The organism is Novosphingobium clariflavum, assembly GCF_026420865.1.
In the GTDB taxonomy this organism is placed as follows: Bacteria; Pseudomonadota; Alphaproteobacteria; order Sphingomonadales; family Sphingomonadaceae; genus Novosphingobium; species Novosphingobium clariflavum.
Window position 1 is genome coordinate 1 of sequence record NZ_JAPCWC010000040.1, and the last position, 21,951, is coordinate 21,951.

A 21,951-nucleotide genomic window follows, 5' to 3' on the forward strand; every position below is an offset into this window, starting at 1 on the left:
GGCCGACGTCGGGAGCAGACCAGAACTGCGCGTCCGCGCTGACCGAGGTTGACGTTAGCGTCGTGGTGACCGCTTCACTGTGCCTTTCCCAGGCCAGCCGCCCGTTGGCGGACCACTCCGTTTCCAGGTGGCGCAGGTTGCGATCGAGTCCAGAGGCACATCGCTGCTCCAGGATCAGCCATTCCTTCTCCCGGTCATTCTCATCGACCAGGCGAACCGTCTGAAATGCCATGGCGGGCAATTCGAGTGCAGGAAAACGGCGCAGATGCATTTCGCCGACGATCTGACGCCGGAGGGGATGCTCAGAAAATCGCATGTGTGCGCCTTCGAAAACAGGTGCAGTGGCGCTTGGGGAGAGGCGCAGCCGTCGATAAGACGGGCGCGAGCATCATCGCCGGGATGAGAGTGCGCGGTTTTTCACTGGCGAGCATCCGTACGTTCCTCGGCCAAGACCTCCGATATCAAGCCTCCCGGGAACCGGTGCATGACGATTCCCTCGACGGCGTGAGAAGAGTGCCAAAGATTTTAGTTGACGTAAACGTCATTTCACGCACCATTAGGTAATCAGATGTCCGATTCCCTGGAGAGGCTATCATCGATGCGTAATGTGGTTGTTGCGGGCTATGCCCGGTCCCCCTTTCACCTGGCAGGCAAGGGCGCGCTGGCGCGCGTCCGCCCTGACGATCTGGCCGCTCAGGTCATTCGCGGACTGATTCAGCAGACCGGCGTGAAGGCCGAAGATATCGAGGATATCGTGCTGGGCTGCGCTTTTCCTGAAGGCGAGCAGGGCTTCAACATCGCGCGCCTTATCGGTCTTCTCGCCGACCTGCCGCTCTCTGTCGGCGGCATGACCGTTAATCGCTTCTGCGGATCGTCGATGAGCTCGGTCCACATCGCTGCGGGCCAGATTCAGCTTGGCGCCGGCGAGGCCTTCATCTGCGCGGGCGTGGAGTCGATGAGCCGCGTGCCGATGATGGGGTTCAATCCGCTGCCGAACCCCGAGCTCGCGAAGAAGAGCGCCGCCTATATGGGCATGGGCGACACGGCGGAGAATGTCGCGACCAAATATCAGATCACCCGTGCCCAGCAGGAAGCCTTTGCGGTCGCCAGTCAGGACAAGGCGGCCGCGGCTATCGCGGCCGGCAAGCTCGAGGCCGAGATCGTGCCGATCACGACCAAGGCGGGCGTGGTCGACAAGGATGGCACGCCGCGTGCCGGCACGACGACGGAAACCCTCGCCGGGCTGAAGCCGGCCTTCAGCCAGGACGGCACGGTAACGGCGGGAACGTCCTCGCCGCTGACCGATGGCGCAAGCGCAATCCTGGTCACGAGCGAGGATTATGCGCGCGCGCATGGACTGCCGATCCTTGCTCGCATCAAGTCGGTTGCTGTCTCTGGCTGCCAGCCGGAGATCATGGGCATCGGACCGGTCGAGGCCTCGCGCAAGGCGCTGCAGCGGGCGGGGCTCAGTGTGGACCAGCTTGACGTTGTCGAGCTCAACGAAGCCTTTGCGAGCCAGTCACTGGCCTGCATCAGCGACCTGGGGCTTGACCAGTCGAAGGTCAATCTGGACGGCGGCGCCATCGCGATAGGCCACCCTCTGGGGGCGACCGGTGCGCGGATCGTGGGCAAGGCCGCGGCTCTGCTGAAGCGCGAAGGCGGCAGCTATGCGCTTGCCACCCAGTGCATCGGCGGCGGTCAGGGCATCGCCACCGTGCTGGAGGCGGCGGAATGAGCGAGCAGGCCATCAAGCCAGTCGGCGCCCCGCCGGAAACCATCAAAAAGGTCTGCGTGATCGGCGCAGGCGTCATGGGCGCCGGCATCGCAGCGCAGGTCGCCAATGCCGGGGTGCCGGTGCTGCTGCTCGATATCGTGCCCAAGGAGGGCGGCGATCGTGACGCCGTGGCGAAGGGTGCGGTCGCGAAGATGCTGAAGACCGATCCGGCGCCCTTCATGTCGAAGGCTGCGGCGAAGCTCGTTGAAACGGGCAATATCGACGACCATCTCGAGCGGGTGGCCGAATGCGACTGGATCGTCGAGGCGATCGTCGAACGGCTCGACATCAAGCAGGCGCTCTACGCCAAGCTCGAGCAGCTCAAGCGTCCGGGCACGGCGGTATCGTCCAATACCTCGACGATTCCGCTTGGCCATCTGGTCGAGGGGCGGGACGATCAGTTCAAACAGGACTTCCTGATCACCCATTTCTTCAATCCGCCGCGCTACATGCGGCTCATCGAAATCGTGACCGGCCCCGACACTGATACGGCTGTGGCGAGGCGCGTCTCGGATTTCGTCGATCGAAAGCTCGGCAAGCGCATCGTGCCGGCGCGGGACACGCCGGGCTTCATCGCCAATCGCATCGGTACCTACTGGCTGGCCGTCGCGATCAATGCCGCGATGGACCAGGGGCTGACGGTGGAGGAAGCCGACCAGATCGGCGGAAAGCCGATGGGCGTGCCCAAGACCGGCATTTTCGGCCTTGTCGATCTCGTTGGCGTCGACCTCATGCCGCTGCTCACGAAGAGCCTGTCCTCGACGCTGCCGGCAGGTGACGCCTATTTCGACACGGTGAGGCCGATGCCGCTCGTCGACAGGATGATCGCGGAAGGCTTTACCGGGCGGAAGGGCAAGGGCGGTTTCTACGCGTTCGACAAGGCGACGAAGACCAAGAAAGCGCTCGATCTCGCGACCGGCGAATATCGCGTATCGGTGAAGCCGGCTTCCTTGCCGGGCCGGGCCGAGAAGGACCTGGCAGCATTGGTTGCTGCGCCCGGCAAGGTCGGCGCCTATGCCTGGGAAATTCTCGGCAAGGTTCTTTCCTATGCCGCGAGTCTGGTCGGTGAAGCTGCGGACAACATCGTCGGCATCGATGACGCGATGAAGCTCGGCTACAACTGGAAGTTCGGGCCGTTCGAACTGATCGATCGCCTTGGGCCGGGCAAGCTCGCCGAACGGCTGGCCGCCGAGGGGCGGGATGTTCCCGCGATCCTCAAGGTAGCCGGAGATCGGCCTTTCTACCGGGTGCAGGACGGCCGTCGGCAATATCTCGATGCCGCCGGCGACTATCATGATGTCGTGCGGCCCGAGGGCGTGCTGCTGCTGGAAGACATCAAGCTCCATAGCCAGCCGATCCTCAAAAATGGTTCGGCGGCACTCTGGGATGTCGGCGACGGCGTTGCCTGCCTTGAGTTCACCGGCAAGATGAACGCGCTCGACGGCGATGTGATGAAGCTGATCGGTCAGGCGATCCCGGTCGTGCAGGACAAGTTCAAGGCGCTCGTCGTCTATAATGAGGGCAGCAATTTCTCCGCCGGCGCCAATCTCGGTCTTGCTCTGTTCGCACTGAACATCGCGGCATGGGGCGAGATCGAAAAGCTCGTCGCGGGCGGGCAGCAGGCCTACAAGGCGCTCAAATATGCGCTGTTCCCGGTCGTGAGCGCTCCGGCCGGCATGGCATTGGGCGGCGGTTGCGAGATCCTGCTCAACAGTGATGCCGTGCAGGCCCATGCCGAAAGCTATGTGGGTCTGGTCGAGTGCGGCGTGGGTCTGATCCCTGGCTGGGGCGGATGCGGTGAAATGATCGATCGCTGGCGCTCCAGTCCCGGCATGCCCAAGGGGCCGATGCCGGCCGTAGCCAAGGTCTTCGAGACGGTATCGACAGCCACTGTGGCAAAGTCGGCCGCCGAGGCGAAGGAGCATGGCTTCCTGCGTCCCTCGGACGGCATTACGATGAACCGGGACCGTCTGCTGGCGGACGCCAAGGCGAAGGCACTGGAACTGGCCGACGGTTACAAACCGCCTGTGGCTCCGGAATTCCGCTTGCCTGGCGCGGGAGGCAAGTCCGCTCTTTCGATGGCTGTCGAAGGCTTCCAGGCCCGTGGCCTCGCCACATCTTACGATGGTGTCGTATCCGGCGCGCTCGCCGACGTCCTGACGGGCGGCGAGAAGGATCTCATCGACATCGTGACCGAAGAGGATCTGCTGGCGCTCGAGCGCAAGGCCTTCATGCAACTGGTGCGCGACCCGCGGACCCAGGCGCGCGTCGAGCAGATGCTCGTCACCGGCAAGCCGCTGCGTAACTGATTGGCGGCCGGCGGCCGGATGGCCGACCGGTCAGGAGATATAAATATGCAAGTCTATGACGCCCCGTTGCGCGACATGCGCTTCGTGCTCAACGAACTCCATGCCGATGACGGCTTCGGGGATATTCCCGCGCTGTCGGAGTTCACACCGGATCTCACCGATGCGATCCTCGAGGAGGCGGCGCGCTTCTGTCGCGACGTCCTGTTGCCGATCAACCGGTCGGGCGACGAGGAGGGGTGTCATCTGGAAAACGGCGTCGTGCGGACGCCGGCGGGGTTCCCCGAAGCCTATAAGCAGTTCGCCGAAGGTGGCTGGACCGCGCTCGCATCCGATCCGGAATGGGGTGGGCAGGGGCTGCCGGAAGCGGTCAACAAGCTGGTCGAGGAGATGATCTGCTCGTCCAACCTCTCCTTCGGCCTCTACCCGGGCCTCACCCATGGTGCCACCACTGCGATCGAGGGCCATGGCAGTGACGCGCTCAAGCAGGCCTACCTGCCCAAGATGGTGAGCGGCCAGTGGTCCGGCACGATGTGCCTGACCGAGCCTCATTGCGGTACCGATCTCGGGCTCCTGCGCAGCCGCGCGGTCCCGCAGGGCGATGGCAGCTACAAGGTCACCGGTTCCAAGATCTTCATCTCCGCCGGTGAGCATGACCTGACCGAGAATATCATCCATCTCGTGCTCGCCCGCCTGCCCGACGCCCCCAAGGGCGTGAAGGGCATCAGCTTGTTTCTCGTCCCCAAATATCTGCCCAGGGAGGACGGTACTCCCGGTCAATCGAACGGCGTCGCCTGCGCCGCGATCGAGCACAAGATGGGTCTCAAGGCGTCGGCGACGTGCCAGATGAACTTCGATGATTCGATCGGCTGGATCGTCGGTGAGCCTGGCAAGGGCATGGCCGCCATGTTCACGATGATGAACACGGAGCGTGTCTCCGTCGGCATCCAGGGCCTGGGTGTGGGCGAGGCGGCGTATCAGGCGGCGGCCTGGTATGCGAAAGATCGTATTCAGGGTCGGGCGCTCTCGGGACCCAAATATCCCGATCAGGCAGCCGATCCGATCATCGTTCACCCCGATGTTCGCCGCATGTTGATGACGATGCGGGCTTATAATGAGGGATGCCGGGCGCTCTCGGCCTGGGTCTCGCGCGCCCTGGACGCGGAAAAACATTCTCCCGAACCCGAAGTGCGCCAGCGTGCGAGTGACTTCATTGCGCTCATGACCCCCGTCGTCAAAGCGCTCTTCACCGACCTTGCGTTCGACAGCGCGAACCTTGCGGTCCAATGCTATGGTGGCCACGGCTACATCCGCGAAAGCGGCGTCGAGCAATATGCCCGCGATGCCCGGATCACCATGATCTATGAGGGGACGAACGGCGTTCAGGCGCTCGATCTCGTCGGCCGCAAGCTCGGCGCCCATATGGGCCGCTATCTGCGCAGCTTCTTCCATCCGGTGTCGGCTTTCATCGAGGAAAACAACGTCGACGGACCGATGAAGCCGATGATCGAGGCGCTCGCCAAGGCGTTCGGGGCGCTGCAGCTTTCGACGGCCACGGTCGCGCAGCGGGCGCTCAAGGATCCCGAAGAGGCGGGCGCGGCGTCGGCGGACTATCTGCGTCTGATGGGCCTGGTGGCCATGGGCTATTGCTTTGCCAAGGCGACCAAGATCGCAGGCTTGCAGCTCTTCTTCGGCAGCGAGGACAAGCGCTTCTACGATGCCAAGATCAAGACGGCGACGTTCTTCTTCGAGCGTATCCTGCCTCAGGCGACCGCCAGCTTCCTGGCGATCAAGGCGGGCAAGAAGTCGCTGATGGCGCTGGAAGACGACGTGTTTTGACGCTTCCGGCAAGCCTCGAAAAGCGGCTGGCCATTCCAGCCATCGTTGCGCCGATGTTCCTTGTGTCGGGACCGGACCTTGTCGTCAGTTGCTGCGAGGCGGGACTGCTTGGTACTTTCCCGGCGCTCAACCAGCGCACCAGTCAAGGTTTCGGTGAATGGCTGGATGAAATCGAGGAGCGGCTGGCTCCCATGCCGGGAGCGGCGCCCTTCGGCGTCAACCTCATCGTCCATAAGAGCAATCCGAGGCTCGACGCCGATCTGGAACTGATCGTTCGGCACCATGTGCCATTGGTCATCACCTCGCTCGGCGCCATCGCCGATCTTGTCCAGGTGGTTCAGGGCTATGGCGGGCTGGTCTTTCACGACGTGACGAACGTGCGTCATGCGGAAAAGGCGCTCGAAGCTGGCGTCGACGGTCTGATCGCGGTCGCTGCCGGCGCGGGGGGACATGCCGGCACGATGAGCCCGTTCGCACTGGTTGACGAGATACGGCGCTTCTTCCAGGGGCCGCTGGCGCTTTCCGGCGCCATCACGCGCGGCCACCAGATCGCGGCCGCGCAGATGATGGGGGCCGATCTTGCCTATATCGGATCCCACTTCATCGCGTCGGAAGAGAGTCTCGCCTCGCCGGCACAGAAAGACATGGTGATCGGGGCCGGACCAGCGGATATCGTCTATACGGACCGGGTCACCGGCGTCGGGGCCAATTTTCTCCGGCCCTCGCTGGAAGCCGCGACTCTCCCTGAGCCACATGGCGCGCTTTCGGTTTCGGAGGAGGCCAAGGCCTGGAAGACGATCTGGTCGGCAGGCCACGGTGTCGGCGCTACCACTGCCGTCCAACCGGCCCGATCCATCTGTGAGAGACTCATTGCCGAATATCAGGCGGCATTACAATCAGAGTAGGATTGATCCATGAAGGTGCTTGTGCCCGTCAAGCGGGTTATCGATTATAATGTGAAACCGCGCGTGAAGGCGGATGGGACGGGCGTCGATTTGGCGAACGTGAAGATGTCGATGAACCCGTTCGACGAGATCGCCGTCGAAGAGGCTATCCGCCTCAAGGAAAAGGGAGTCGCGACCGAAATCGTGGTGGTGTCGATCGGCGTCGCCAAGGCGCAGGAAACGCTGCGCACCGCGCTCGCCATGGGGGCCGACCGCGCGATCCTCGTCCAGACTGACGATGAGGTCGAGCCGCTCGCCGTCGCCAAGATCCTGAAGGCCATCGCCACCGAGGAGGCTCCGGGCCTGGTGATCCTCGGCAAGCAGGCCATCGACGATGATGCCAATCAGACCGGCCAGATGCTGGCAGCCCTTCTCGGTTGGGGGCAGGGCACATTCGCCAGCAAGGTCGAAGTATCGGGCGAGACTGTCGCGGTGACCCGTGAGGTGGATGGCGGTCTGGAGACCGTAAGCCTCAAACTGCCGGCGATCGTGACGACCGATCTGCGTCTCAACGAACCGCGCTATGCGAGCCTGCCCAATATCATGAAGGCCAAATCCAAGCCGCTGGCGACGAAGACGCCGGCCGATCTCGGTGTTGAGATCGCCTCGCGCCTCAAGACGCTCAAGGTGACCGAACCCCCCAAGCGCTCGGCGGGCATCAAGGTGGCCGACGTCGATGAATTGGTCGCCAGGCTCAAGGAAATGGCGATTTGATAAACTTTCAAACGCGCCGAACTTGCCGAACCTCTCCCATGCAAGTGACGGCGCACCCCGCTTCATCCTGTGCGCACAGAGATGAAGCGGGGGCGGATTTCTCGGAGAATAAGTTATGAATACGCTCGTCTGGGTTGAACATGACAATGCGTCGGTCAAGGATGCGACGCTATCGGCCGTCACCGCCGCTGCCAAACTTGGTGAGGTCCATCTGCTGGTTGCCGGTGCGGGCATCGGCGGCGTGGCCGAGGCTGCTGCGAAGGTCGCGGGTGTCGCCAAAGTCGTAACGTTCGACGATGCGGCGTTCAAACACGCTTTGCCCGAGAATGTCGCGCCGGCCGTCGCGGACCTGATGCGCGGCTATGACGCGTTCGTGGCGCCTTCCACTTCGAATGGCAAGAACATCGCGCCGCGCGTGGCGGCCTTGCTTGATGTGATGCAGGTCAGCGACATCCTGTCGGTGGAAAGCGCTGACACGTTCACGCGTCCCATCTACGCGGGAAATGCGATCGCGACGGTCCAGTCGTCTGATGCAAAGAAGGTTATCACGGTGCGTGGCACAGCCTTCGAGAAGGCGGCCCGCGAGGGTGGCTCGGCCAGTATCGAGGCTGCGACGGGCACGGATGCGGGACTTTCCAGCTTCGTGGGTGCCGAGATCGCCCAGTCCGAGCGCCCGGAACTCACCTCGGCCAAAATCATCGTCTCGGGCGGGCGAGCGCTGGGCTCGGCCGGGCAGTTTCATGGCGTGATCGATCCGCTGGCCGACAAGCTGGGCGCGGGTGTGGGCGCAAGCCGCGCAGCGGTCGATGCTGGCTATGCGCCCAACGATTTTCAGGTCGGCCAGACCGGCAAGATCGTGGCGCCGGAAGTCTATGTCGCCGTCGGCATATCGGGTGCGATTCAGCACCTTGCTGGCATGAAGGATAGCAAGACCATCATCGCGATCAACAAGGATGAGGACGCGCCCATTTTCCAGGTCGCCGATATCGGCCTGGTCGGCGACCTCTTCAAGATCGTTCCTGAACTGACCGAAAAGCTTTGAGGTAAGCGATGACCGGTCTGGAAGAGATCGAACAGTTCATGGCGGCCGGCACCCGGCCGCCCATGATGGACCTGTTCGACATCGATCTGCTTGAGGCGGAGGAGGGGAAGGTCGTCTTTGTCGCGACGCCCACCTCGCAGACCTACAATTTCATGGGCATCGCCCATGGTGGCTATGCCGCGACGCTCCTGGATTCGGCCTGCGGCATCGCGGCGAACTCCGCGGCCCAAGTGCCCATCAACTGCGTCACGCTCGAACTCAAGGTCGCCTATCATGCGCCCTTGACCGACAGGGTCGGGATGGTCCGTGCAATCGGCCAGGTGGTGTCGATGGGCAAGAGGGTGGCGCATACCGAGGCGCGTCTGATCGACATGGCCGGCAAACTCTATGCCTCCGCGACATCGACCTTGCTGCTCGTCGATCGGGCGGCCTGAACAGGAAAGAAGATATGGAAGTCGTTATCCCGCACAGCCTTGGTAAAATCGAAGCGAAGAGCAGGATCGAGGCCGGCCTGCCCAAGCTGGCAGCGCATATCCCGGGAGGCGGTTCGCTCAGTTCCGAGTGGGTATCGGACTACGCACTACACTTGGTCATCGGGGCGATGGGGCAGAATATCCCGGTGCAACTCGACATTGAGGATAGCGAGATTCGCGGCGACGTCAGCGTACCGCTGTTCCTCAAAATGATGTCAGGACAGATTTCGGATTTTGTGAAAACGAGCGCCGAGAAAATGCTCAGCAAGGCATGATGAATTTACTGGCCGCAGGACAATATCGTTGCTCTGCGATGATTGAGTTTACGAGAATCTGCCCTGTTTCCTAGGGTCAGGACCCATTGATATGATTAGGTTTGTGTGATTCAGGCTCCGTGAGGAGACTGGATTTGAGCGACCTATATTGGCTGACGGACGAGCAGATGGCACGGCTTGAGCCGTATTTCCCGAAGAGCCACGGCAAGCCTCGGGTTGACGATCGCCGGGTGTTGAGCGGGATCATTTTTGTGAACCGCAATGGGCTGCGCTGGCGCGATGCACCGAAAGACTATGGGCCACACAAGACGCTGTACAATCGTTGGAAGCGGTGGGGCGATAAAGGCGTATTCCTGCGGATAATGGAAGGTCTGGCTGCGCCCCAGGCATCCGAACGCAAGACGGTGATGATCGACGCGACCTATCTCAAAGCGCACCGCACGGCATCGAGCCTTGCGGTAAAAAAGGGGATGCGGGCCGCCTGATTGGCCGCACGAAAGGCGGCATGAACACCAAGCTTCATGCCGTGACGGATACCAATGGTCGGCCGATCAGCTTCTTCATGACCGCAGGTCAGGTCAGCGATTATATTGGCGCGGCGGCCTTGCTGGACGAACTACCCAAAGCCCAATGGCTGCTCGCCGATCGTGGCTATGATGCCGACTGGTTCCGAGACGCCTTGCAGGAAAAGGGCATCACCTCCTGCATCCCGGGCCGGAAATCCCGGAACAAGGCCGTCAAATACGACAAACGTCGCTACAAGCGCCGCAACCGGATCGAGATCATGTTCGGCCGCCTGAAGGACTGGCGGCGGGTCGCGACGCGCTACGACCGGTGCCCCAACGCCTTCTTCTCGGCCATCGCCCTCGCTGCCACCGTCATCTTTTGGCTCTGATCAGTGAGTCCTGAGCCTAGGATGAAGGCGACGGCAACGATTGCCAGCCCGATCGGCGCAAGGCCGATCCACAGCATGGTCGCGCCCATGACAGCGGCCGTGCCGAACGCCGCCAGTCCGACCCTATGGCCAATAACCCTTTCGGCCAGCCCAGCGCCGATCAACATCCCAACCGCCCATAGTGCCGTCAGCATTCCAAACGCGGTCGGCCCGCTCCCAGCGTCACCATCACGAGAAACACGAAAGCAACGTCGGCTATGGCGGTCGCAAACACTTCGAGGCTGAGCGCACCCGTAACCACCATCAACCGTCGATTGCGGAGCAGCGGCAGGTAGTCCGCGAACAGGGTCTCTTCCTCCTGATCGTCCCGTTGTGGCTTGCGGCGAAGCCTGCTCGCCATCACGACGAGGGCCAAAAGGGCAAAACTGGCGGCATCGGCTAAAAGCGCATTGCGCGATCCGATCCATCCCACCAGTACGCCCCCAGCGACTGGACCAGCGAGCATTCCAAGGCTGCGAACCATTTCCATAAGGGAATTGGCGAGTGCGAGGTCATTCCAAGCCGCTCGCCAGCACTGGAATCAACGCGAATGTTGCGGCGCTGCTGATCGTGAACAGCACGCTCAACAGCGCGGCCCCGGCGAGCGTGAACATGGGATAATAGGCGATAAATGCTATCACGCCCGCTTGCAGAACTGACACCATGACCAGAATGCGGGCCGCCTCCCGGCGGTCGATCAAGCGGCCCGCCCAGGGTGCGGCGATCAGACCGGGTAGCAGCTCCGCGGTCAGCAGCGTCGGCACCGCATAGCCGGATGCGTTCTCGGCAGTGCGGAACATCAACGTCAGCAACGTGATTTCATCGCCGGTCGTCGAAATCGTAAGCGCCACAAGGACCAACCATCCCCAGCCTTGCCGAAACTCAACTCCCACTCACTTAACCTTCCGCACAGCCCCGCACTTTCCGGGTCACTCTGCACACTTCAAATCTCAACCGACAATCAGGTGAATAGCTTTAGCGTCGTTCTGCCAACCACTTAAGCGCCGATAGGCTTGGCATGAACAGATATTCGCCTCCCTTCATGACATTGAAAGTCTGCACACCGTCGATGCGCTTGCGCGCGGGCGCCTGCGGGATGGTGAACCGACCGTCCTCCTCATGCAGGCCGACGATTGGATCGCGCTCTTCGCCAAGGTCGACGAAATTCCCGCGATTGATCCATTCCTGCTGCATGAACTCGATCGTGTCATAGGCACGCGCGCTGATGAAGATGAAGAACAGGCCGCGATCGCCTTTCTTATCGTCCTGCGGCGTGACATCCTCGGAATAGACCGGCCCGAAGGTCGAGGAACGACGGATGATCCTGTGGATGTTGACGTCGGTGAGCAGCGTCAACTCGGAGTCGCGGGGATTGAGCCGGCGCATATGGCAGCCAAGCGGCACAACGCGACCTTTGGGGTCATCCTTGAAGCTGAAGTCGTTGTTGCGCTGCGGGTCGGCGCCGAGGTCGGGATCGTCGTGATCGGGCGACAGCGTCAAGGGCGCGCCGGAACGCCAGCGACCGAACATCTTGGCGGCTAATAGCTCGCGTTCCTCCGGCGTCTCGCCATGCGCCTTGAGGAAGGCGTTAAAACAGCCGACCCGGCTGTTGTACTTGCGCATAACGACGAAGGTGCCGTTCTTGCCCAGCCCGGCGGGCTCGGGCATGCCAAGCGGTTGGCCGTTCTCGCTTTCATATCCAAGAATGAACTCGCCCGCCTTGATCGGGCGCTCCTCGCCCGGCAGCGGATCGACGCCGCTACCCTCGACGGCGGGCTGGGAGATCGAATCCCGGAAACCGAACGGGTTTTTCGCGCCATCCGGCGCGCCGAAACGATGCTCGCCGAGCAGGGTCACGCCGCTGCTCCGGTCGAGTTCGGTGCGCGCCGTCGCCAGCGCCTTATCGAGCGCAGCATCATCCACGGCGTAGATAGTCAGCGCGAGATGGCAGTTGCCGGGCTTGAACACCTCTTCCCAGTTTTCAGGCGCGTTGGGCCCGAAGTCGCGAAGCTGCTCCGCGCGTGCGGCCATGCCCTGCTGGAAGGGGAGCGGGAATGTCTTGAGCTGCGCTTCGGGAACGCCGAGCGCCTTCAGCCCCTCGAAGCTGAGTGCGGCCCCGATCCAGAAATCAAGATCCTCGCTCCAGTTGTCGGCAGATGCGATATGGGGCGCGAGCCGGCCGAGAAGATCGCGCGCGCCCTCCGCCTCGTCGAAATGGAGCATGGCGTGGATACCGACATAAGGCTCGGGCCGGCTTCGCAGGATCAGCGCCTGAATGTCGTGCAGATCGAGCGTAACGCTGTCGCGCCGGAAGCGCTCTTTCAGTTTCTGAAGGATCGCCATGGCTCAGCCCACCTTGTCCAGGAATTCGTTGACCGCATGCTCCATCCGCTGAAGGCGGCGCACGTCGACGACGGTCACCTGCGGGTTGGCGACGAACCAGCCGGCAGCGGTGATCTGATGCTCGGCGATGAAATCCTTGACCTTGGGGCTTGCGATGCCAGGCCAACCTTCGACCGAAGCGAAAAGCAGGTCCATCAGGTCGGGGATCTTGGTGGCGAAGTCGTTGATATAGGTGTCCCAGTCGCCGTCATAGGCGGTGGCGAACAGGATGCGTGTGTCGTTGTCGAAGAACACGAACCGCATATTGTGGAGCGTGCCGACCTTCTGCGCGCCATCGAAATTGCCGTTCACCAGCCCGAAGATGCGTTTCAGCCGGTCCGCGCCGCCTGGCTTCAAGTTTGCGATGGCTGTGAGCTCGGAGACATTGCCGGACTGGGCGCCGACACGGCCAGCCGAGCCCGCCGTGCCCTTGAGGTCGGGATTGTGCTTCGTCACCATCTGCTCAAGGGCGAGCTTGGCGAGCTGCGGCGCGTCGCCGGCCACTTCCTCGATCCGCCGCCGGATGGCTTGAAGGCGGGTTTCGTCGATCTGCGGGGTGTCTTCGGTTTCGGCCATGGCTGGCCTCCTTTCGTGATTGCGTGTGACGATCGGTGCGTCAGTCCGGGATGGCGTCGATGTTTGTCGGCTCGACACGAGGCTGGGCGTTCATCTCATGGCGGTAGCGGGTGGATCGCTCATAGGCGGCGATGCGCACCCGCATGATCGATCCGAGCGGCTGATGATCGCGGATACCGTGCCAGGGATTGAACGACAGCACGTCATCGCCATAGACCCGCCGCGCCGGCGAATAGGCGTCCTGCGGCGGGATGCGCAGCGTGGCGATCGGCTGGTGTGGCGACAGCTCTTCGGGCCAGAGCACCGCCGCGTCCTCGACAGGCATCTTGTCGAGATCAGCGCAAAGTTGGGCGCGCAATTGATACTCAGCACCTTGGTCGCGGAAATGCTCGACAACCAGATCGCGCATGGTGGCATCCTCCACCGTGCCGACGTCCTTGCCGGTGAGCGCGCGGACATTGTCGGAAAGCGGCGCGGCGCTGATCTTGGCGATGTAATCGCCAAAACGGATCGCCGCCATCGAGTGATAGGTCTCGCCAAGCAGATGGTCGTTGTCGCGCGCGAGACCGCGCAGCGTGGCGCCGGGCTCGACGCCGACCGCTTCGACCGCAGCTTCCACGCCGCGCGCCACCCCAGCCATCGCTCGCTGGAGAAAGACCGGGTTCTGGGCATTCTTCTCCAGAAGGCTGATGAGCTGGCGATATTTACCGATCGTGCCGAAGCTCAAGGTCGGGATGTTGACGAGCAGGAAATCCTGGTTTTGGCCCTGGTCTTCGGGGAGAAGCCGCTCGCCTTCGACGCCGATCACCTTGATCGCCATGCCGCGCGGGGCGGGAATCGTGTCGGAGTGAATGTCGCCCGGCGCTGATGAGAGGCGGATCACCATGGAATAGGTGGCCGGGCGAGCGAAAAGCCCCTGACGCAGATGCTCCGGCAGTTCCGGCACGACGAGTTCGCCCTTGAGGAACCCGTGGCTCTTGGCATGGGCGTCGCGCACCGCATGGCGGTGGCGTTCGAACGCCTTGCGGTTGGTATTCGCCATGATCTCAAGGATCTCGGCGGTCAGCCGCTCCTCGTCCTTGCCGAGAACCTCCACGTCCGGAGAATAGCCAATGTAGGTTTGAGCCAAGAGCGCTCCTTCACACTGAGATTTCGTTGCCCAGGAACGATTTCGGGTCGAAATCGCCGTTGATTTCGGATATCAGTTGATATCTGGTCTCACTGAGAACGCGGAACCTCCGAAAAGGTTTCGCACGTCTCGCCCGTTGGTTGGAGAACGAACCCATGCCGCTTACGCGCAAGGACACGCAGCGCCAGACGCGGGACCGGCTGATCGCGGCCGCGCATTCCTCGATTATCGAGGAGGGGGTCTCTGCCATGTCGATTCGCAACATCTGCAGCGCCGCAGGGCATTCGCAGGGCGCCTTCTACTCGAACTTCGCCAGCAAGGATGATCTGCTGGTCGAGATCCTGCAAAGCCATATCCAGGACGAGGTCACACTGCTTCGCGACCTGGTCGCGCACTGCTCCGGCGACGATATCGAGGCGACGCTGCAGGTGCTGGCCGCGCGGCTCGCGAAGTTGGCCGACGAGGCACAATGGTCACTGCTCTCGATCGAATTGCAGCTCCATGCCCGGCGCGATCCGGCTTTCGCCGAGCGGCACCGGGAGGGCAAGGCGGCCTGCTATCGGATGTTCGGTGAGCTCGTCGCCGATCTGACGCAACGCTTCGCACTTCGTCCGGCCTTGCCGCCGATGCAGACCGGTATCGGTCTTTACGCGGTCTGGATGGGACTGGCGGTGCAGGGCGATGTCGAAGGCGCCATGCCGCGCGACGAGATGCTCGTCGGCTTCTTCCGCGCCATGGCAGGACTGGGTTCGTCGCATGAGGAGCAGGCGTATTCGTGAGCGGGATCGTGTCAGATCGTCGACGCATCGGCTGCGATGAGCACGGACACCCGCTCGTCGGCGAGGTGGATGAGCATCGGCGCTTCCATATCCGCTTCCGCGCCCGGGACGCCGACATCGACGAACTCGGCCATGTCAACAATGCGGTCTGGGTGACCTGGATTCAGGATGTGTCGGTGGCGCATTGGCTGACGGCCGCGCGGCCGCAGGATCGCGACCGGTTCGTCGCGGTCGTGCTGCGCCATGAGGTCGACTATCGCGGCAATGTCCGGGCGGGAGACGAGGTCAGTGCGATCACCTGGGTCGTCCGAGCGCCGCGGGGTGCCCGCTATGCACGATGTGTCGAATTCCATGCCGAAGACGGCCGGACGATCGTCGCCTCGCTGACCCAATGGGCCCTGGTCGATCGGGAAACCGGCAAGCTGGCCCGCGTCCCGGTGGAGGTGGCGGCTCCGTTTCTAAGTGACGATACCGCGCAGAAGGAAATTGGATGAGCGATATCAGGAAAGTGGCGGTTCTCGGCACGGGAGTCCTCGGGAGCCAGATCGCCTTCCAGACGGCCTATAGCGGCTTCGATGTTGTCGCCTACGACATCAGCGAGGAAGCTCTCGAACAGGCGCGCGCACGGCTGGCGGCGCTCGTCGAAACCTACACGAACGAGGTGTCGGGCGCGGCTGGCGGCAAGGCGGCCGGGGCGCTCAAGCGGATCGCTCTGCTGAGCGATCTCGGCGCGGCCGTCGCGGACGCGGACCTCGTGATCGAGGCGGTTCCGGAGGTTCTTTCGATCAAGCAGGCGCTCTACGAGAAACTGGCGGGGCTCGCGCCGGACAGGACGATCTTCGCCACCAATAGCTCGACCCTGCTGCCGAGCGGCCTGAAGGCTTACACCGGCCGACCGGACCGGTTTCTGGCGCTGCACTTCGCCAACAGCATCTGGAAGTTCAACACCGCCGAGGTGATGGGCACGGACGACACCGATCCGGCCGTGTTCGATGCCCTGATCGCCTTCGCCTCCGCCATCGGCATGGTGCCGATCCCGGTGCGCAAGGAGAAAGCGGGTTACGTCCTCAATTCGCTTTTGGTGCCGCTCCTGAACGCGGCCGCCGATCTGGCGGCCGGCGGCTATGCCGAGCCGGAAGATGTCGACAAGGTCTGGCGGATCGCCACCGGCGCGCCGATGGGGCCGTTCCAGATCTACGACATCATCGGATTGAACACCCCCTACAACATCCTCTCGCATGGCGACGAGCATGCTCAGTCGCTCGCCGCCTGGCTGAAGGAAAACTACATCGACAAGGGCAGGCTCGGCATCGCCTCGGGCGAAGGCTTCTACAGCTACAAGCCCTCCGCAGACTGATCCCAACAAGAAGAACAGGAGTTCGCCATGCACTATAGCAGCGGAAACTATGAAGCCTTCGTGCGTCCCCGCAAGCCCGAGGGCGCCGACAAGAAGACGGCCTGGTTTGTCGGTTCGGGGCTGGCGGGGCTTGCCGGCGCGGCCTTCCTGATCCGCGACGGCGGCGTTTCCGGCGACCGCATCACCATATTGGAAGAGCTGGAAATCCCCGGCGGCGCGCTCGATGGTCTGGACGTGCCCGAAAAGGGCTTCGTCATTCGCGGCGGCCGCGAGATGGAGGAGCATTTCGAGTGCCTGTGGGACCTCTATCGCTCGATCCCCTCGCTGGAGATCGAGGATGCCAGCGTGCTCGACGAGTTCTACCGGCTCAACAAGGACGATCCCAACTTTTCGCTGCAGCGAACGACGCAGAACCAGGGTCAGGACGTGCCCGACAAGGCGCTGCTAACGCTCAACGACAAGGCGCAGAAGGATCTCCTCTCGGTCTTCCTTGCGACGCGGGAGGAGATGGAGAACAAGCGCATCAACGAGGTCTTCGGCGAGGACTTCCTCAAGAGCAATTTCTGGCTCTACTGGCGCACCATGTTCGCCTTCGAGGAATGGCATTCCGCGCTGGAGATGAAGCTCTACCTGCACCGCTTCATCCATCACATCGGCAGTCTCGCCGACTTTTCCTCGCTCAAGTTCAATCGCTACAACCAGTATGAATCGATGGTCCTGCCGCTGGTGAAGTGGCTGACCGATCACGGGGTTAAATTCCGCTACGGCGTCGAGGTCACCGATGTCGATTTCGACATCCAGCCCGGCTCCAAGCAGGCGACGCGCATCCACTGGAAGGAGCGCGGCGTCGAAGGCGGCATTGATCTCGGGCCCGACGATCTCGTCTTCATCACCATCGGCTCGCTGACCGAGAATTCCGACAATGGCGACCACAGGACACCGGCGAAGCTCAACGAAGGACCGGCGCCGGCCTGGGACCTGTGGCGGCGGATCGCGGCGAAGGATCCGGCCTTCGGCCGCCCGGACGTATTCGGCGCCCATATCCCGGAGACGAAATGGGCCTCCGCGTCGATCACTGCCCTCGACGCCCGCATTCCGGCCTATGTCGAGAAGATCACGAAGCGGAACCCCTTTACCGGCAAGATCGTCTCCGCCGGTATCGTCACGGTGAAGGACTCGGCGTGGCTGCTGAGCTGGACGGTTCATCGCCAGCCGCATTTCAAGAAGCAGCCCAAAGATCAGATGATCGCCTGGTTCTACGCGCTCTTTGTCGATTGCCCCGGCGACTTCGTGAAGAAGCCGATGCAGGAATGCACCGGTGAGGAGATCACCCAGGAATGGCTCTATCACCTCGGCGTGCCGGTCGAGGACATTCCCGAACTCGCGGCATCCGGCGCCAGCACCGTTCCCACGATGATGCCCTATATTACCGCCTTCTTCATGCCGCGCCAAGCGGGTGACCGGCCGGACGTGGTGCCGGAGGGCGCGGTCAACTTCGCCTTCATCGGCCAGTTCGCGGAGTCGAAGCAGCGGGACTGCATCTTCACCACGGAATATTCGGTGAGAACCCCGATGGAGGCCGTCTACACGCTGATGAATGTCGAGCGCGGCGTGCCCGAGGTCTTCAACTCGACCTATGATATCCGTACACTTCTTGCTGCGATCGGTCCGCTGCGGGACGGCAAGGGCATCGATCTTCCCGGGCCGGCCTTCCTGCGCAAGCTGCTGATGAAGAAGCTCGAAGGCACCGAGATCGCCAAGCTGCTCGAAGAGTTCCATCTGATCGAGGAGTGAACAAAGACCGGAAGGCACGCGCGGCGTGTGAAAGGTGATGAATGGCCGACGACGATCAGAAGAGCGAACGCGCCGCCGAGGTGACTGGGGCGCACGGCCATCATCACCATCATGAGCCGGACGGCGAAACGCCGTCCGGTCACGTCGACCATGATCCGGTCTGCGGCATGGTGGTCGATCCCGCCAGGACCGCTCACAATGCTGAGTATGAAGGCGAGCGCTACGTCTTCTGCTCGGCCGGCTGCAAGGCGAAGTTCGACGCCGACCCCGTGCATTATGCGGCACTGGCAGCGCATGCTGCACATCACCATGAGGGTGCTGCCGCCCATGGCGATCATTCCCACCATAGCCACACGCATGGACCTGATACCCATGAGCATCACCACGTTGCGGCAGTAACGGCAACCGCAACGGAAGGGACGATCTGGACATGCCCGATGCATCCGGAAATCCGCCGGGATGCGCCGGGTAGTTGCCCGATCTGCGGCATGGCGCTGGAGCCGCTGATCGCGGCGGCGGATGCCGGACCAAGCCCCGAACTCGCCGATATGACCCGACGCTTCTGGATCGGCCTCGTGCTCGCCTTGCCCGTGTTCCTGCTGGAGATGGGCGGTCACCTGATCCCGGCGCTGCACCATTTGGTGCCGATGCGCATCTCGATCTGGATCCAGTTCGCGCTGGCGACGCCGGTGGTCCTGTGGGCCGGATGGCCGTTCTTCGAACGTGGCTGGGCGTCGATCGTCAACCGCAGCCTCAACATGTTCACGCTGATCGCGATGGGCACCGGGGTCGCCTGGGGCTACAGCATCGTCGCGACATTCGCGCCGCAGCTCTACCCGCAGGCTTTCCGAGGCGCCGATGGCACGGTCGCGGTCTACTATGAGGCCGCGGCCGTGATCACCGTGCTGGTGCTGCTCGGTCAGGTCATGGAACTGCGCGCCCGGGAGCAGACCTCCGGCGCAATCCGCGCGCTTCTCAATCTCGCGCCGAAAACCGCCCGGCGGATCGGGCGGAACAATGCTGAAGAGGATATTCCTGTCGAAGCCGTCGTCATCGGTGATCGGCTCAGGGTCCGGCCCGGTGAAACCGTGCCGGTTGACGGCGTGGTCGAGCAGGGTCGCTCATCGATCGATGAATCGATGGTGACCGGAGAATCCATGCCGGTGACGCGTGTAGTCGGCGAAGCGGTCGTAGGAGGTACGCTGAACCAGACCGGCGCGCTCGTCATCCGGGCTGAAAAAGTCGGGCGCGACACCATGCTCGCCCGCATCGTCCAGATGGTCGCGGATGCCCAGCGCTCGCGCGCGCCGATCCAGCGCATGGCTGATCAGGTGTCGGGCTGGTTCGTGCCGGTCGTCATCGCCGTCGCGCTGCTCGCCTTCGCGGCCTGGGGTGTATGGGGGCCGGAGCCGCGGCTGGCGCATGGCCTGATCGCGGCCGTTTCCGTGCTGATCATTGCCTGCCCCTGCGCGCTCGGGCTCGCGACGCCGATGTCGATCATGGTGGGTATCGGCAAGGGGGCGGCCGCCGGCGTTCTGATCAAGAACGCGGAGGCGCTCGAGCGGATGGAGAAGATCGATACTCTGGTGGTCGACAAAACCGGGACGCTTACCGAAGGCAAACCGGCCGTTACCCGGATCGTCGTGGCCCCGCGATTTGTCGAGGAGACCATCCTGCGGCTTGCAGCCGGCGTGGAGAAGGCGTCCGAGCATCCGCTTGCGCGGGCGATCGTGGCGGCTGCCGACGAGCGAAAGATCACCATCCCCGATGTCGCCGACTTCGACTCGCCGACCGGCAAGGGGGCGATCGGTCGTGTCGAGGGCCGGCATGTGGTGCTCGGCAGCACCACCTTCCTCGCCGAACATGGGGTTGATACAGCGCCGCTCGCGGCACAGGCCGATGAGCTACGCCGCGACGGCGCAACCGCCATCTATATCGGCATCGATAAAGCCATCGGCGGCATCTTCGCCATCGCCGACACGATCAAGGCGACCACGCCTGAGGCACTGAAGGCCCTGCATGCGGAAGGCATCCGCATCGTCATGCTGACCGGTGACAATCGCACCACAGCCGAAGCCGTTGCGAGAAAGCTCGGCATCGATGAGGTCGAGGCCGATGTGCTGCCGGACCAGAAAGCCGCGGTCGTCGAGCGCCTGAAGGCGCAGGGCAAGGTGGTGGCGATGGCGGGTGACGGCGTAAATGACGCGCCGGCGCTTGCCGCCGCCGATGTTGGTATCGCCATGGGATCGGGGACCGACGTTGCGATCGAAAGTGCGGGCGTGACGCTGCTCAAGGGCGATCTCACCGGCATTGTCCGCGCGCGACGCCTGTCGCAGGCGACGATGGCCAACATCCGCCAGAACCTCGCCTTCGCGTTCATCTACAATGCGGCAGGCGTACCGATTGCGGCCGGTGCGCTCTATCCCACGTTTGGGCTGCTGCTGTCGCCGATCATCGCTGCTGCCGCGATGGCGCTGTCGTCCGTCAGCGTCATCGGCAATTCGCTGCGGCTCCGGACAGTGAAGGCATGACGGACCAAGGCCCCGACCTTGTGGCGGGGTCTTGCGTGGGGTCTTAGTCGGCGCGCCTGCCGTTGGGGCGGGACCAGATCAGCGAGAAGGTGTCTTCGCCCTCGTTGTCGAAGAGGTTGGCATAGATCAGAGCGCCGATCTTCTCATGATGCCCTCGGCTGTCAGGGCGTCCGCGATCTGACGGTCGAGTGATCCCACAGCATTGAGCGTTCGCACCATCTCCTCGATGCGTGCGAAGTGAGCCAGATCGTCATAGTTGGCGGTATTGCGGATGATCACATGCTCTGTTCGCGCGCCGGTCTGCCACAGGATCGCGAACCAGATACGGCCTTGCGCACGGCTCTTGTCGACCGTCACGCTGTCGATCACGAGCCGCATCATCTCTTTGCGTTCGTCGATGCCAGCCCGCTTCGAGAACGCGGGCAACAGGGTCGGCAATGGTCAGGATACGCGTTCGCGCGGCGGCGGCCAGGGCGTTAACCTGCTCGACATGCCACCGCGCGTAATCCTGTTCGACGCGTCGGCTTCGCGTATTTTCTCTTCCCACAACGTTTCCAGCGAACGTGCGACGAGCCGCTTTTCCGACTCCACGGCATCATATTGTCGGCGTGCACGCTCCGCTTCGTAATGCGCCTTCTCCCGATTCAGCGCCCATTGACGTTCCAGGAGCCGGTTTTCGCCGTTCATCTGTTCATGAGCCGCAAGCGCAAGGTCGATGCGATCGGGTTGCAGAGCTTCGATCAACAGCCGCTCGACCTCTGCATCAACCTGGTTTGCGCACATTCTGGCAGTGCCCGCTCTGCTCGCTATCGATGCAGTGATAGACGGGGGTCTTCTTATGGGCAGAGTGAGTGAAGACCCATGCGGTGTCCGCATATCCCGCAGACCACGATGCCTTGAAGCATCGCTGCGCCACGCAGGGGCGCTCCGCGCCGGCCAGCGCTGAAGTTGCCGATATTGTCGGCGAGCCGCCCGACGTTGCTCATGTATGCCTCCCATTGGCTATGCCGATGAGCCCGCGTAGGTGGTGACGCCATAGCCATATAGACGACTGGTCTATTATTCGTTATATATGCTGATCATGAATTTGACACCCAAAGCA

Annotated in this window: 22 protein-coding genes; 14 read left to right on the plus strand and 8 right to left on the minus strand. The window is 62.8% G+C overall.

Annotated features, from left to right (window positions below; translation table 11 throughout):
- A partial coding sequence (locus OKA11_RS22690) for a DUF3422 family protein (protein WP_267224623.1) occupies positions 1-316 on the minus strand: 316 nt, incomplete at its 3' end.
- Positions 317-598: 282 nt separating this feature from the next.
- Between OKA11_RS22690 and OKA11_RS22695 the strand changes: the two genes are divergently transcribed.
- The 9 genes from OKA11_RS22695 (at position 599) to OKA11_RS22735 (ending at position 10,262) form a co-directional block, all read left to right on the plus strand.
- Positions 599-1,735, plus strand: a complete 1,137-nt coding sequence (locus OKA11_RS22695; RefSeq protein ID WP_004206969.1) for a thiolase family protein — start codon at positions 599-601, stop codon at positions 1,733-1,735.
- A complete protein-coding gene (locus OKA11_RS22700; protein ID WP_004206971.1) occupies positions 1,732-4,083 on the plus strand; it encodes a 3-hydroxyacyl-CoA dehydrogenase/enoyl-CoA hydratase family protein in 2,352 nt (783 codons plus the stop codon). The genes OKA11_RS22695 and OKA11_RS22700 overlap by 4 nt, the downstream gene beginning before the upstream one ends.
- Before the next feature lie 45 nt (positions 4,084-4,128).
- Entirely contained in the window at positions 4,129-5,919 is a 1,791-nt protein-coding gene (locus OKA11_RS22705; RefSeq protein WP_017503705.1) for an acyl-CoA dehydrogenase C-terminal domain-containing protein, read from the plus strand.
- Complete coding sequence (locus OKA11_RS22710; protein ID WP_017503706.1) at positions 5,916-6,824, plus strand: NAD(P)H-dependent flavin oxidoreductase; 909 nt, start codon at positions 5,916-5,918, stop codon at positions 6,822-6,824. Before OKA11_RS22705 ends, OKA11_RS22710 begins: the two co-directional genes overlap by 4 nt.
- A 9-nt stretch (positions 6,825-6,833) precedes the next feature.
- Positions 6,834-7,577 (plus strand): electron transfer flavoprotein subunit beta/FixA family protein, encoded by a 744-nt coding sequence (locus OKA11_RS22715; RefSeq protein ID WP_004206977.1) that lies wholly within the window; start codon positions 6,834-6,836, stop codon positions 7,575-7,577.
- A 115-nt stretch (positions 7,578-7,692) separates the two neighbouring features.
- Positions 7,693-8,619, plus strand: coding sequence for an electron transfer flavoprotein subunit alpha/FixB family protein (locus OKA11_RS22720; RefSeq protein WP_004206978.1), 927 nt, complete (start codon positions 7,693-7,695; stop codon positions 8,617-8,619).
- Positions 8,620-8,627: 8 nt separating this feature from the next.
- Positions 8,628-9,053: a PaaI family thioesterase gene (locus tag OKA11_RS22725; RefSeq protein WP_004206979.1), complete on the plus strand. Its 426-nt coding sequence runs from the start codon at positions 8,628-8,630 to the stop codon at positions 9,051-9,053.
- Positions 9,054-9,067: 14 nt separating this feature from the next.
- On the plus strand, positions 9,068-9,367 hold the full coding sequence (locus tag OKA11_RS22730; RefSeq protein ID WP_004206980.1) for a polyhydroxyalkanoic acid system family protein: 300 nt from the start codon (positions 9,068-9,070) through the stop codon (positions 9,365-9,367).
- 134 nt (positions 9,368-9,501) lie between these two features.
- Positions 9,502-10,262 (plus strand): IS5 family transposase gene (locus OKA11_RS22735; protein ID WP_267224635.1). Its coding sequence is split into 2 segments (ribosomal slippage): positions 9,502-9,838 and positions 9,838-10,262, totalling 762 coding nucleotides; the frame shifts between segments, so codons are not numbered across the junction.
- A gap of 187 nt (positions 10,263-10,449) precedes the next feature.
- On the opposite strand, the gene OKA11_RS22740 is transcribed toward OKA11_RS22735, so the two are convergent.
- The 5 genes from OKA11_RS22740 to OKA11_RS22760 all read right to left on the minus strand — a co-directional run bounded on the left by OKA11_RS22740 (position 10,450) and on the right by OKA11_RS22760 (position 14,388).
- Entirely contained in the window at positions 10,450-10,791 is a 342-nt protein-coding gene (locus OKA11_RS22740) for an MFS transporter (protein WP_017503245.1), read from the minus strand.
- A 22-nt stretch (positions 10,792-10,813) separates the two neighbouring features.
- Positions 10,814-11,152 (minus strand): hypothetical protein, encoded by a 339-nt coding sequence (locus OKA11_RS22745; RefSeq protein ID WP_017503244.1) that lies wholly within the window; start codon positions 11,150-11,152, stop codon positions 10,814-10,816.
- A 124-nt stretch (positions 11,153-11,276) separates the two neighbouring features.
- Positions 11,277-12,644 (minus strand): Dyp-type peroxidase, encoded by a 1,368-nt coding sequence (locus OKA11_RS22750; RefSeq protein WP_017503243.1) that lies wholly within the window; start codon positions 12,642-12,644, stop codon positions 11,277-11,279.
- Positions 12,645-12,647: 3 nt separating this feature from the next.
- Positions 12,648-13,259 carry a hypothetical protein gene (locus OKA11_RS22755; RefSeq protein ID WP_017503242.1) on the minus strand — a complete coding sequence of 204 codons (612 nt, stop codon included), beginning with the start codon at positions 13,257-13,259 and terminating at the stop codon, positions 12,648-12,650.
- Positions 13,260-13,299: 40 nt separating this feature from the next.
- Entirely contained in the window at positions 13,300-14,388 is a 1,089-nt protein-coding gene (locus OKA11_RS22760) for a catalase family protein (RefSeq protein ID WP_026109628.1), read from the minus strand.
- A 155-nt stretch (positions 14,389-14,543) separates the two neighbouring features.
- Here OKA11_RS22760 and OKA11_RS22765 point away from each other — a divergent pair, with 155 nt between their 5' ends.
- The 5 genes from OKA11_RS22765 to OKA11_RS22785 all read left to right on the plus strand — a co-directional run bounded on the left by OKA11_RS22765 (position 14,544) and on the right by OKA11_RS22785 (position 20,849).
- Positions 14,544-15,167: a TetR/AcrR family transcriptional regulator gene (locus tag OKA11_RS22765; protein ID WP_017503240.1), complete on the plus strand. Its 624-nt coding sequence runs from the start codon at positions 14,544-14,546 to the stop codon at positions 15,165-15,167.
- A 65-nt stretch (positions 15,168-15,232) separates the two neighbouring features.
- A complete protein-coding gene (locus tag OKA11_RS22770) occupies positions 15,233-15,661 on the plus strand; it encodes an acyl-CoA thioesterase (RefSeq protein ID WP_017503239.1) in 429 nt (142 codons plus the stop codon).
- The gene (locus tag OKA11_RS22775) at positions 15,658-16,524 is read left to right on the plus strand and encodes a 3-hydroxyacyl-CoA dehydrogenase (RefSeq protein WP_017503238.1); all 867 of its coding nucleotides are present in this window, start codon (positions 15,658-15,660) and stop codon (positions 16,522-16,524) included. The genes OKA11_RS22770 and OKA11_RS22775 overlap by 4 nt, the downstream gene beginning before the upstream one ends.
- 27 nt (positions 16,525-16,551) lie before the next feature.
- A complete protein-coding gene (locus tag OKA11_RS22780) occupies positions 16,552-18,318 on the plus strand; it encodes an oleate hydratase (RefSeq protein WP_017503237.1) in 1,767 nt (588 codons plus the stop codon).
- A gap of 167 nt (positions 18,319-18,485) precedes the next feature.
- A complete protein-coding gene (locus OKA11_RS22785) occupies positions 18,486-20,849 on the plus strand; it encodes a heavy metal translocating P-type ATPase (RefSeq protein WP_234415759.1) in 2,364 nt (787 codons plus the stop codon).
- A 126-nt stretch (positions 20,850-20,975) separates the two neighbouring features.
- Here OKA11_RS22785 and OKA11_RS22790 read toward each other — a convergent pair whose 3' ends face one another.
- Both OKA11_RS22790 and OKA11_RS22795 read right to left on the minus strand, forming a co-directional pair.
- On the minus strand, positions 20,976-21,287 hold the full coding sequence (locus OKA11_RS22790; protein ID WP_099232143.1) for a hypothetical protein: 312 nt from the start codon (positions 21,285-21,287) through the stop codon (positions 20,976-20,978).
- Between the two features lie 3 nt (positions 21,288-21,290).
- Positions 21,291-21,632, minus strand: coding sequence for a hypothetical protein (locus OKA11_RS22795; protein ID WP_017503234.1), 342 nt, complete (start codon positions 21,630-21,632; stop codon positions 21,291-21,293).
- Positions 21,633-21,951 lie beyond the last annotated feature (319 nt).

Excerpts from the sequence above, each read along its gene's own strand:
- OKA11_RS22700 (WP_004206971.1), top strand. The coding sequence starts at position 1,732 with ATGAGCGAGCAGGCCATCAAGCCAGTCGGCGCCCCGCCGGAAACCATC.
- OKA11_RS22720 (WP_004206978.1), top strand. The coding sequence starts at position 7,693 with ATGAATACGCTCGTCTGGGTTGAACATGACAATGCGTCGGTCAAGGAT.
- OKA11_RS22795 (WP_017503234.1), bottom strand. The coding sequence starts at position 21,632 with ATGTGCGCAAACCAGGTTGATGCAGAGGTCGAGCGGCTGTTGATCGAA.
- OKA11_RS22740 (WP_017503245.1), bottom strand. The coding sequence starts at position 10,791 with ATGGAAATGGTTCGCAGCCTTGGAATGCTCGCTGGTCCAGTCGCTGGG.
- OKA11_RS22705 (WP_017503705.1), top strand. The coding sequence starts at position 4,129 with ATGCAAGTCTATGACGCCCCGTTGCGCGACATGCGCTTCGTGCTCAAC.
- OKA11_RS22755 (WP_017503242.1), bottom strand. The coding sequence starts at position 13,259 with ATGGCCGAAACCGAAGACACCCCGCAGATCGACGAAACCCGCCTTCAA.
- OKA11_RS22715 (WP_004206977.1), top strand. The coding sequence starts at position 6,834 with ATGAAGGTGCTTGTGCCCGTCAAGCGGGTTATCGATTATAATGTGAAA.
- OKA11_RS22775 (WP_017503238.1), top strand. The coding sequence starts at position 15,658 with ATGAGCGATATCAGGAAAGTGGCGGTTCTCGGCACGGGAGTCCTCGGG.
- OKA11_RS22780 (WP_017503237.1), top strand. The coding sequence starts at position 16,552 with ATGCACTATAGCAGCGGAAACTATGAAGCCTTCGTGCGTCCCCGCAAG.
- OKA11_RS22785 (WP_234415759.1), top strand. The coding sequence starts at position 18,486 with ATGGTGGTCGATCCCGCCAGGACCGCTCACAATGCTGAGTATGAAGGC.
- OKA11_RS22730 (WP_004206980.1), top strand. The coding sequence starts at position 9,068 with ATGGAAGTCGTTATCCCGCACAGCCTTGGTAAAATCGAAGCGAAGAGC.
- OKA11_RS22750 (WP_017503243.1), bottom strand. The coding sequence starts at position 12,644 with ATGGCGATCCTTCAGAAACTGAAAGAGCGCTTCCGGCGCGACAGCGTT.
- OKA11_RS22765 (WP_017503240.1), top strand. The coding sequence starts at position 14,544 with ATGCCGCTTACGCGCAAGGACACGCAGCGCCAGACGCGGGACCGGCTG.
- OKA11_RS22695 (WP_004206969.1), top strand. The coding sequence starts at position 599 with ATGCGTAATGTGGTTGTTGCGGGCTATGCCCGGTCCCCCTTTCACCTG.
- OKA11_RS22725 (WP_004206979.1), top strand. The coding sequence starts at position 8,628 with ATGACCGGTCTGGAAGAGATCGAACAGTTCATGGCGGCCGGCACCCGG.